General features: G+C 70.1%; 9 protein-coding genes and 3 pseudogenes. 6 read left to right on the top strand and 6 right to left on the bottom strand.

Translation table 11 applies throughout. The features are described from left to right. The first annotated feature begins 174 nt into the window (after window positions 1-174). A protein-coding gene (locus G6O68_RS30760; RefSeq protein ID WP_206108270.1) for an ISNCY family transposase occupies window positions 175-1,673 on the top strand; the annotation gives its coding sequence in 2 pieces (ribosomal slippage) (window positions 175-1,042 and window positions 1,042-1,673; 1,500 coding nt in all). On the opposite strand, the gene G6O68_RS30755 is transcribed toward G6O68_RS30760, so the two are convergent. Beyond that, a complete protein-coding gene (locus G6O68_RS30755; protein WP_165253411.1) occupies window positions 1,670-2,152 on the bottom strand; it encodes a winged helix-turn-helix domain-containing protein in 483 nt (160 codons plus the stop codon). The genes G6O68_RS30760 and G6O68_RS30755 overlap by 4 nt on opposite strands. A 413-nt stretch (window positions 2,153-2,565) precedes the next feature. On the opposite strand from G6O68_RS30755, the gene G6O68_RS30750 reads away from it, so the two are divergent. Both G6O68_RS30750 and G6O68_RS30745 read left to right on the top strand, forming a co-directional pair. Beyond that, complete coding sequence (locus G6O68_RS30750; protein ID WP_165253409.1) at window positions 2,566-2,823, top strand: hypothetical protein; 258 nt, start codon at window positions 2,566-2,568, stop codon at window positions 2,821-2,823. Window positions 2,824-3,517: 694 nt separating this feature from the next. Further along, complete coding sequence (locus tag G6O68_RS30745; RefSeq protein WP_165253407.1) at window positions 3,518-3,940, top strand: hypothetical protein; 423 nt, start codon at window positions 3,518-3,520, stop codon at window positions 3,938-3,940. An 85-nt stretch (window positions 3,941-4,025) separates the two neighbouring features. Here G6O68_RS30745 and G6O68_RS30740 read toward each other — a convergent pair whose 3' ends face one another. From G6O68_RS30740 to G6O68_RS30730, 3 genes and pseudogenes are all read right to left on the bottom strand, one after another. After that, on the bottom strand, window positions 4,026-4,583 hold the full coding sequence (locus tag G6O68_RS30740; RefSeq protein WP_165253405.1) for an integrase core domain-containing protein: 558 nt from the start codon (window positions 4,581-4,583) through the stop codon (window positions 4,026-4,028). Between the two features lie 22 nt (window positions 4,584-4,605). Continuing rightward, window positions 4,606-4,827 (bottom strand): annotated as a pseudogene (locus tag G6O68_RS33740) (IS3 family transposase); the annotation flags it as partial. 56 nt (window positions 4,828-4,883) lie between these two features. Beyond that, on the bottom strand, window positions 4,884-5,090 hold the full coding sequence (locus G6O68_RS30730) for a transposase (RefSeq protein WP_165253401.1): 207 nt from the start codon (window positions 5,088-5,090) through the stop codon (window positions 4,884-4,886). Between the two features lie 274 nt (window positions 5,091-5,364). Here G6O68_RS30730 and G6O68_RS30725 point away from each other — a divergent pair, with 274 nt between their 5' ends. Continuing rightward, a complete protein-coding gene (locus G6O68_RS30725; protein WP_165253399.1) occupies window positions 5,365-7,473 on the top strand; it encodes a recombinase family protein in 2,109 nt (702 codons plus the stop codon). A 26-nt stretch (window positions 7,474-7,499) separates the two neighbouring features. On the opposite strand, the pseudogene G6O68_RS30720 reads toward G6O68_RS30725, so the two are convergent. Then, window positions 7,500-7,610: pseudogene (locus tag G6O68_RS30720) on the bottom strand (transposase); the annotation flags it as partial. 181 nt (window positions 7,611-7,791) lie between these two features. Between G6O68_RS30720 and G6O68_RS30715 the strand changes: the two are divergent. Next, window positions 7,792-8,517: pseudogene (locus G6O68_RS30715) on the top strand (IS5 family transposase); the annotation flags it as partial. Window positions 8,518-8,624: 107 nt separating this feature from the next. On the opposite strand, the gene G6O68_RS30710 reads toward G6O68_RS30715, so the two are convergent. Next, complete coding sequence (locus tag G6O68_RS30710) at window positions 8,625-9,209, bottom strand: hypothetical protein (protein WP_165253397.1); 585 nt, start codon at window positions 9,207-9,209, stop codon at window positions 8,625-8,627. Between the two features lie 367 nt (window positions 9,210-9,576). On the opposite strand from G6O68_RS30710, the gene G6O68_RS30705 reads away from it, so the two are divergent. Then, the coding region (locus G6O68_RS30705) for a response regulator (RefSeq protein WP_165253395.1) at window positions 9,577-9,768 on the top strand (192 nt) is incomplete at its 3' end.

Raw genomic sequence — 9,768 nt, 5'->3', positions numbered from 1 at the left:
GTAGCAAAGCCCAGTTGATCGCCGGCTTCGCATTCGTTACTCCTGGAGGCGAGCTCGCCTCCAGGAGGCTGCGCCATGCCGCGACGGAACGCCCGGCCCCGGCCTGACCGGACGATCGAGTTGACCTTGCGCCTCAGCGACTGCCCCGCGTGCGGAAGGCGGCTCTGGGCGGCCATCAAGCCGAGCCGGACGATCGTGACGCTGGAGGGACTCGTTCGACTGCGGCTGCAGATCCGCAGTTGCCGCAACCCGGACTGCCCTCGCCATCGGGCCTGCCTTCGGCCCGAGCAAGAAGGACGCTTCGCCTTGCCGCAGCAGGAGTTCGGCCTCGACGTAATCGCCCTGGTCGGGCGGCTGCGGCACGCCGGACGCCGCAGCGTCCCGGAGATCCACGCCGAGTTGGTCCGTCGCGGCGTGCCGATCTGCGAACGCAGCGTCGGCAACCTCCTGGATCGCTACGACGAACTGCTCGCCCTGGCCTGCGTCGACCCGACGCGGCTGCGGGCGGCCGTCGCGGCACAGGGCCGGGCGATCCTGGCGATCGACGGTCTGCACCCGATGTCGGACGAGGTGCGCTGGGTCGTCCGCGAGGTGCTTTCCGGCGAGGTGCTGCTGGCCAGGAGCCTCCTCTCCTCGACGCAGGACGACCTGGCCGCGCTGCTGGTCGAGGTGAAGGCCGCCCTCGGCGACGCCCCGATCGCCGGGGTCGTCTCCGACGGCCAGACGTCGATCCGCAAGGCGGTCGCCAGGGCCCTGCCGGGCATGCCGCACCAGCTCTGCCACTTCCACTACCTGCGCGAAGGCGCCCTGCCGATCTACGAGGCCGACCGCCACGCCAAGGTCCAGCTCAAGAAGAAGGTCCGCGGCGTGCGGCCGATCGAGCGGCAGGTCGAGGGCCGCGACGACGCCGAGGCCGAGGCGGTCCGCGGCTATTGCGCGGCGGTGTGGTCGGCCCTGACCGACGACGGCCGGCCACCCCTGGAGGCGTCGGGGCTGAAGCTCCAGGCCCGGTTGGAGAAGGTCGCCGCGAGCATGGATCGGGCCGCCGAAAAGGGGGCCTCCCGAAGGAACTGAAGCGGCTGCGGGCGATCCTGGCGAAGGGCCTGGACGCCACGGCCGAGGCCTGGCCGGAGATCCGCAAGTCGTTCGGCTGGGTACGCCGGTTTGCCGCGATCCTGGCGAACCCGCCGGGGCACGACGCCGCCGGCGTACGTCGCCGCTTCGATGGCCTACTGGCGCCGCTGGCCCGCCACGGCGAGTTTCGGGGAGTCCTGGCCGCATCGTTCGCCCACTTCCGGAAGGCGACGCGGAGCTACCGCCCGCACCTCTTCGCCAGCTACGACGTCCAGGGCCTGCCTCGCACGAACAACGACCTGGGGCAGTTCTTCGGCTCGTATCGCTACCATGAGCGGCGTTGCAGCGGACGCAAGGTCGCCTGCCCCGGGACTGTGGTGCGGGGCTCGGTACGACTGGTCGCCGCGGCGGCGAGGCGGACGCGGCCGATCGAGGCGGGCGACCTCGTCCCGCGCGACCCGGCCGAGTGGCGTGAGCTGCGGGCCTCGCTGGAGCGCCGCCGGGCCGTCCGCACCCTGGGCCGCCGCTTGCGCCGCGACCCTGACGCCTACCTACAACACCTCGAAGAATCGCTGGTCAATCGGGCTTTGCTGCCCTAGTTTTTTTTGAACTCCTCGCGGGCCGCGGGGTCGGACCTGGGGTGGCGCGGGCGGGGGTCGAGGCACGAGTAGCCCAGGCGGTGCAGCGGCGCGTAGACGCCGGGCATGCTGTAGGCGACGCCGAACTCGGACGCGAGGATCGCGCGGACGTCCCGGCCGCGGAGCGTGCAGACGCCGTCGCCGGGCGTCGGCCCGGCCTCCAGGCGGGCGCGGAAGCGGTCGACGTCGGGCTCGCGCAGGAGCGTGGGCTGGCCGGGCCGGGGCCGGTCGCCGAGGGCGTCGGGCCCCTCGGCGTTGTAGCGGGCGACCCACCGCCGGATCGCCCGCCGCGACGGCCCGAGGGCCGCGGCGACCTCGGGGGCGGTCAGGCCCGCGGCGGCCAGATACACGGCCCGCAGCCGGAGGAACAGCCGCTTGTCCCCCTCGGCGTCGGCTCGGGCGCGCAATTCGTCCAGCGGCAGGTGGTCGGCGACGTGCATGGCGGGGCTCCCGGAGGTCCCGCCATCATCACCCGGGCAGCCCCGGGGCGCAAGAGCGCCGATTCTAAATAGGCCCCGTATTATATGACGATGTAGGCCTACATTTTCTACTGGCCGGTCAGGACGCTGCGGGTCGAGGACAAAGGGGCGTTGGCAACAGCGGAGCCCGACTATGGCGTCCGGGCTGGCGGATCATGTCTGGGCGCTCCCGGAATGGGTGGCGTTTCCCTCAGTGCGATGTTGATTGGCTACAAGACAGTTTCGGTTGGCAGCCTAGCTCCGGTGTCCTAGGTTAGATGCGTGCATTGAAGCACTTCGGCCCCGGACGAATTCACCGACGAAGTGATGTCGAAGTCCGATGATGGACGCCGTCGCGACGCCGCAGGTCGTCGACTGCTCAAAAGGAGCGACCCATGCAGCGATTCTCCGAATTCTCGCTCTCCAGCGGTTTCGAAGGCCTTGAGCAGCGCCTCAGCCTGAGCCTCGTCACGTCTGTCTCACTCTCCCGGACGCGGTTGGTCTCCGAGGATCCTGTCGTCCCGGATCCGGATCCCGACCTTCCGAGCGATCCGCCGCCGCCGCCCGAATCGGATCCGGGCGACTTCCCCGGCTATCCCCCGCCGCCCGTCTTCCCGCCGCCGCCGATCGGCGGCCCCGTCGGCCCCGGCTGATCCACGGCCGGCCCGACCGCGTCCCCTGAGCACCTCACCTAACGGTGGGGCACACTCTCGGTGTTTCATGGTTCCTTTCAGGTCACCGACTCCTACTCGTCGCGCGAGTTCGTTCATGGCCGTTTATACGCGGGAGCGGACCTCGACCCTACGGTCCTCCCCGGAGCCTACCTCCAACGCGACGACCTCCGCACCGCCACGTTGGTCGACACAGACCTCGCATGGGTGGTTCTCCGTCAGACCGGCCTCCGCGGCGTGAGGCTAGAAGGGGCTATGATCGACTAGTGATGGGCCGGATTCGACGTGGAACTCCCGCGACGCGACGTCGGCTGTCGGGGCGACCCGGTTCGGCTCGCCGTTGAACGCGACGAACGCCCCTTCGCCTGCGTTCGCCCCATCTTTCGCTGCAGCCTCTGGATCGTCCAGCGTACCTGCTCCACGCTAGCCCTCGCCATCCTCCCGGGCGATGACGCCCCGGAGATCCTCCGCCGACCCGCCGACGCCGCCGAGCCCCCAAGCGCGTCCCCGCCCCGACTCGTCCCGCGGCCGCCACGCCCGGACGACTCTACTGGACCCGCGCCGTCGAGCCGAGGGGATGGCGGGCCGATAGCCGCCGAGACTGATGCGCATCCTTGATGACTTCCATGACTTTGCTTCTTGATCAATCAGCCAAGCTCGTTCGGGAGGCTCCCTCATGACGTCCGCTCGCATGAAGCATCGCCGATTCCCCACGATCCTCTCGTCGGCTCGCGACCTGGCCATGCTTCGGGTGGCGCCGATCTACTCCGCCCCACTGCCCCGGGTCCACGTGGGGCCGAGCCAGGCCGCGGGGGCGCTCAGGGTCTTCGACCGATCGAGCGGCGAGGAAATCCTCGTCTATACGCCGATCTACGACGCCCAGTTTAAGGCCGGACACCGGGCGGGCCGCTGGTACGTCCGATCGGCCGCCGGGGGCACCGGCTTGCCGCGGAGCATCGCCTTCACCACGGCCCGTGAGGCCGTCGAGGCCGTCGCCGCCGACGCCTGGCGGCTCCGGATCGTCTCGCCCGACGCCGCTGGCCGCTCCGGTCAGCCCCGCGTCCGCGTTATCTGGACGATCCCCGACTCGAACAACTGACGCAATCCTGCGCCTGCCCCCTTTTCAAGTCCAGGGATTATGAGACTTCGGCGGCGGTATGACCTGCCCCGGGAAGTTGGACCGGCTAAACGAGAGCTTCTCGGCCCGACGAGGCTGACTTCATCCCGGCCATCGTTGATGCGAGCTCCCCGGGGGCCAGGTAGCCCAGGGCGCTGTGGGGGCGGCGTTCATTGTACTCGACGCGCCAGGATTCCACCCGCTCCCGGGCGTCCTCCAGGCTGGTGAAGTAGCTCTGGTTGAGGCACTCCTCCCGGACTCGGCCGTTGAAGGACTCGATGAAGCCGTTGTCGGTGGCCTTGCCGGGCCGGCTGAAATCCAGGGTGACGCCGTTGAGATGAGCCCACAGGTCCGGCATCCGCCCCGTGAACTCCGGGCCGTTGTCGACCCGGAGTTCACGGGGCGCCCCCCGACCGGCCGCGACCTCGGCCAGGACCTGGGCGACCTGCCCCGAGGTGAATCTCAAGCCCACGCGGATGGCCAGGCTCTCGCGCGTGAACACGTCGATGACGATGAGCACACGAAGCCTGCGCCCATCTGCGAGGGCGTCGCTCATGTAGTCCATCGCCCAGGCCTGATTCGCCCCGTCGACGACGGGCCGGTCGTCGCGGTGGCGAGAGCTCACCCGCCTCCCGGGGGTTCTTGCGCCGCAACGTCAATCGCTCCAGGCCGTAGAGGCGGTAGACCCGCTTGACGTTGACGGCCCACCCCTCGCGCAGGAGCAGGACGTGGAGCCGCCGGCATCCGTACCGCACCCGGTCCGTGGCCAGTTCCCGCAGCCGCATCCGCAGAGCCTCCTGCGACTCGCGGCGGGGCTTGTAGTTATGGGTGGCGCGGGGAAAGTCGGTCGCCTCGCAGGCCCGCCGCACGCTCACGCCGTAGCGGACCGTCAGGTCCGCCACGATCGTCCTCCGCTGCGGCGGGCTCAGGTTTTTTTTGCCAGGACGTCCTGCAGCATCCTCTTGGCGAGGCTCAGGTCGGCGACCAGCTGCTTGAGCTTCTGATTCTCCTCCTCGAGGAGCCGCAGCCGCCGCAGCTCGGGCGTCCCGAGCTCGCCGTACTTGGCCTTCCAGCGGAAGAACGTGGCCCGAGCGACGTCAGCAGGCCGCCCCTTCAGAGACATCGTTTCCATCGGATGACCGCCCTGCGATAATCGACGCAGCAGCCCTTCTCCGCCTGAGCCGATGGATCGCTCGGCGTCACGTCCCGTCCGAGGGAGGTCCGCCATGCCGCCGCGAGCTGATCGCCGAACCGCCGCCGCCACCGCTCCCCCCCGCGCCCGCCGAGGCCGGGGCCGCCGGCGGGCCTCTGGGAACGCCTGCCGGCGACGAGCCGACGAAGGCTGATCGCGGCCCTGGGCGCGCTCGTCGAGCGACGGATGGCGGCCGCGGGACGGAGGGCCGACCATGAGCCGTCCGGAAGCTGACCGCGTCGCGACCGTCGCGGGCCTCGGCAAGGTCTCCGACCGTCACCGCGAAAGGCTCGCCGTCGTCTACGTGCGGCAGTCGACCCCGGGCCAGGTGCAGCGTCATCGCGAGTCCACGGGGCTGCAGTACGGCCTTGTGGAGCGTGCCGAGGCCATGGGCTGGCCCCGCTCGCGCATCCTCGTGATCGACGACGACCTCGGGCGTTCCGGGGCGTCGGCCGACGGCCGGCCCGGGTTCCAGAGGCTGCTGGGCGAGGTGGCGCTGGATAGCGTCGGGCTGATCCTCGGCGTCGAGATGAGCCGCCTGGCCCTCAGCTGCAAGGACTGGTACGGCCTGCTGGAGCTGTGCGCCCTCTTCGGCACGCTCATCTGCGACCTGGACGGGCTGTACGACCCGTCCGGGTACAACGACCGCCTGCTGCTGGGCCTCAAGGGCACGATGAGCGAGGCCGAGCTGCACATCCTCCGCCAGCGGATGCGGCAGGGCGCGCTCCAGAAGGCCCGCCGCGGCGAGCTCGTCAGCAAGGTCCCCATCGGCTACGTCAGGGCGGACGGGGCCTCGGTGGAGATGGACCCCGACGAGCAGGTGCGCTCCTTCGTGCACCTGGTCTTCGAGGAGTTCGACCGGATCGGATCGGCGGCCGGGCTGTTGAGGTGGATCGTCGATCGGGGCTTGCTCGTGCCCGTGCGGGCCGACGGCGGGCTCGAGAAGGGCGAATTGCAGTGGCGCCGTCCCAACGCGGCGACCGTGCGCTACATGCTCGTCCACCCCATGTATGCGGGGGCCTACGTCTACGGCCGCACCTGCCAGGTCCGGGGCCGGCCCCGCCGAGGCCGACCGCTGCGGCTGCCGACGGACCAATGGCAGGTCCTCCTGAGGGACCACTATCCGGCCTACATCGGCTGGGATCGGCATCAGGCCAACTTGGAGCGGCTGACGGCCAATCGCTCGCTCCGCGCGGCGCGAGGGGCCGCCCGGGGAGGGCGGGCCCTGCTGACGGGCCTGGTCGTCTGCGGTCGTTGCGGGGCGAGGATGATGACCCGATACGCCGGCCAGGCGAGCCTGCCCCGATACTTCTGCGACGCGGCCCGGGTCAACTACGGACAGGCGCGGTGCCAGGGGCTGGCGGCCCGCGCTGGACGACGAGGTGGTCCGGCTGACGCTCGAGGCCCTGACTCCGGCCGCGCTGGAGGTGAGCCTGCGGGTGGCGGCCGACCTCCAGGGACAGTTCGAGCGGGCCGAGGGCAATGGCGACGGCGGCTGGAGCGGGCGAGCTACGAGGCCGAGCGGGCGAGGCGGCAGTACGACGCCGTGGAGCCGGAGAACCGCCTGGTGGCGCGGACCCTCGAGGCGGCCTGGGAGGAGAAACTCGCGGCGTCGCGAGCGCTGGCCGACGAGCACGAACGGTTCCTGCGTGGGCAGCCGCCGCGGGCCGTCGGCGCCGACGAGGAAGCGGAGGTCCGCCGCCTGGCGGCCGACCTGCCCGCCCTCTGGTCGGCCCCGGGCACGACCGACGCCGACCGCAAGGAGGTCCTCCGGCAGATCATCGAAGAGGTGGTCGTCGCCGTGCAGGATCAGACGGAATGGTCCGAAGTGCGGGTCCGATGGGCCGGCGGCCTCGAGACTCGGACGCGAGCCCGCCGGCCGGTCGCCCGGCTCGAGCAGATCGCCGACGGCGGCGGGATGCGACGCCGCGTCGCGGACTTGCAGGGCGAGGGCCTGCCCGCGACGGCGATCGCCGAGCGGCTGGCCGCCGAGGGGCGTCGTGCACTCGACGACGGGCCGATGACCGCGTCGGTGGTCCGCCGGCTGCTGAGGCGTTACGGCCTGGCCGGCTCGCGGCCCACACCCGTCGGCCTCGAGCCCGGCGAGTGGCTCATCCCGGAGCTGGCGCATCGACTCGACATCTCGCCGGCGACGATCTACAGCTGGATCACGCGCGGGGTGGTCGACTCGCGTCGGATCGGCGAAGGTGGACGCCGGCGACTGGTCGCGAGGGGACTGGGCGAGCACCCGGACCTCGCGTCGATCCACCGCCACATCAGGAGCCAGGAGCCAAGCGATGGCCCGTCGACGACCCTTGCATAAGACTGACGAGGGGTGCAGTCCGATGACGTCTCCTCGCTCACGCCCAGCTTCCGACACGTCTCCTCGACGCCCAGGCCGGCCTCGGCCTGCCTCAGGGCGAAGACGATCTGCTCCTCGGTGAACTTCGACTTCCTCATGGATCAAGGCTCCTTTCGGGGGAGCCTCATCGTATCCGAGTTCTCGAAGGCGATGGTCCACTTTCCCGGGGGCACGTCAGATAATCGGCCCGTTCTCCCCGGGCTTCATCGATGCGAACTCCTCGGTGGCCAGGTAGAGGGTGTTGCGAACTTTAGGGTTTATGGCCACGTAGTTTAGGGCATGACGACCCACCGCAAACCCTACGATTCCGACGTCAGCGACGCCGAATGGGAGTTCGTGGCGCCCTACCTGACCCTGCTGACCGAGCGCGCCGGCCAGCGTCGGCACGACCTCCGCGAGGTGCTCAACGCCCTCCGATGGCTGGTGCGGACCGGCTCGCCCTGGCGGCTGATGCCCCACGACCTGCCGCCCTGGCACGCGGTCTACGACCAGGCCCGGCGGTGGATGGCCGCCGGCTCCTTCGAGGCGATCGTCCACGACCTCCGCGCCGTCCTGCGCATCGCCGACGGCCGCCAGGCCGGCCCGACCGCGGCGATCATCGACAGCCGTACCATCCAGTCCACGCCCGAGATCGGCGGCCGGGCCGGCTACGACGGCTACAAGCGCAAGAACGGCTCGAAGGCGCATATCGCCGTGGACACGATGGGCCGCCTGCTCGCCCTGCACGTCACGCCGGCCGACGAGCAGGACCGGGCCCAGGTCGCCGAGCCGTGCGAGGCGATGCACGAGGCGGCCGGCGAGTCGGTCGAGCTGATCTACGCCCACCAAGGCTACACCGGCGAGGAGGCGATGCACGAGGCGGCCGGCCGGGGGATCATCCTGCACGTCGTCAAGCTCCCCGAGGCGAAGAAGGGGCTCGTCCTACTCCCCCGCCGCTGGGTGGTCGAGCGTTCGTTCGGATGGATGGCGAGGTTCCGCCAACAGGCACGCGATTACGAGAGGCTCGGCTTGGACGGGGCCCAGCCAAGCGGTGCGGCATCTGGCACGGACTCTTCGCCGGTAGACGCCAGCAAGTTGAGCGGATCAAAGGGGCCGGTTGCTCGGGAAAGGCGTCACCTCAGATACGGAGCGAGGACGGCCAAGGGGACGATCGCGATGGAGAAGTAGCCCAGGGCTCGGCCCATGCGGTCGATCCAGCTTGGCTCCGGACGCCACCGCCCGCCAAGAGCCAAGGTCAGCCAGGCCGCAGCGACTGACAACCCGCATTCGTCGATATGGTAGCTCAGGACGACGGAGGCCCAAGAGAAGGAGAGGGTGCTTGTTGCGTCCGGACGCAGGAAAGAACGGCTCATTTGCTGCCCGAGAGTCTTCATCACGCCGATCGCGAGGAGCGTCGCGGTCCACACGCAGCAGGCGACGAATCCGGGCTGTCGGAACAGCACGCGTCGCGAAGGGCGGGGTTCGAGGAGTCTGAGGACGCACAGAGTCGCCGGGACCCCCGACAGGCGGGCGATCAGGAACTGGAGCGTCTTCCACCCCTCGAGGACCCGGCGTCTCGCGTCGATCGCGTCGTCGAAAAGGATCGAGATGCCCAGGGTGTCGGGCGAGTGCGTGAGGAACCAGGCCGCGAAGGCGAAGGCCGCCACGAAGAGCATGACATCGAGCAAGGTCAGCTTGCGTCGCGAATCTGGCTTCATCGTTGTTCCCGCGCTCCAGCGGAGGGGCAACCCGGCACCCTACCTGGTTATGTCAGTACGGCAGGTGCTCGGGCTCTCTCCTGCCGTGGAAACCCGAAGAAGGGATGATAGCGGCCGGCTCGACCCTCGGTGGAGCGGGGACCGGCCCTCCAACACGTCGTCGACTGCCATGCGCACGAGGCGGAGCATGACAGTGTGGGCTGCCGTGGCCTCCCGAGATCCGCATGGGCCGGCCCGCATCTCGGGCGGGCGATCCCGGCTCGAGTCGGATTTGGGCTTGAATCGGCTTTGATAAACGCATACCTTGCTTGCGTTCAGACGACCGGATGCGGTCGGTCGTTCCGTCCTTCGTCGCCCCGAGGGCGAGATGATGGATTCAAGCTTGAGGCGTTCGATCCTCGTGGTCGAGGACAACCGGGACCTGGCCGACACCCAGGCCATCCTCCTGAGGGCCGCCGGCTATCGCGTCGCCGTCGCCTACGACGGTTTCCAGGCCGTCGCGGCGGCGCAGGCCGAGGCGCCGGACCTCGTGCTCCTGGACATCGGCCTGCCCGGCCTG

This window comes from Paludisphaera soli (assembly GCF_011064595.1).
Classification (GTDB): domain Bacteria; phylum Planctomycetota; class Planctomycetia; order Isosphaerales; family Isosphaeraceae; genus Paludisphaera; species Paludisphaera soli.
Note: the sequence above shows the minus strand (reverse complement) of the source record. Positions and strands in the feature narration are given on the sequence as shown.

Bases quoted from the DNA above. Each gene is read 5' to 3' on its own strand.
- G6O68_RS30755 (WP_165253411.1), bottom strand. From the start codon at position 2,152: ATGCACGTCGCCGACCACCTGCCGCTGGACGAATTGCGCGCCCGAGCC.
- G6O68_RS30750 (WP_165253409.1), top strand. From the start codon at position 2,566: ATGCAGCGATTCTCCGAATTCTCGCTCTCCAGCGGTTTCGAAGGCCTT.
- G6O68_RS30745 (WP_165253407.1), top strand. From the start codon at position 3,518: ATGACGTCCGCTCGCATGAAGCATCGCCGATTCCCCACGATCCTCTCG.
- G6O68_RS30730 (WP_165253401.1), bottom strand. From the start codon at position 5,090: ATGGAAACGATGTCTCTGAAGGGGCGGCCTGCTGACGTCGCTCGGGCC.
- G6O68_RS30725 (WP_165253399.1), top strand. From the start codon at position 5,365: ATGAGCCGTCCGGAAGCTGACCGCGTCGCGACCGTCGCGGGCCTCGGC.
- G6O68_RS30710 (WP_165253397.1), bottom strand. From the start codon at position 9,209: ATGAAGCCAGATTCGCGACGCAAGCTGACCTTGCTCGATGTCATGCTC.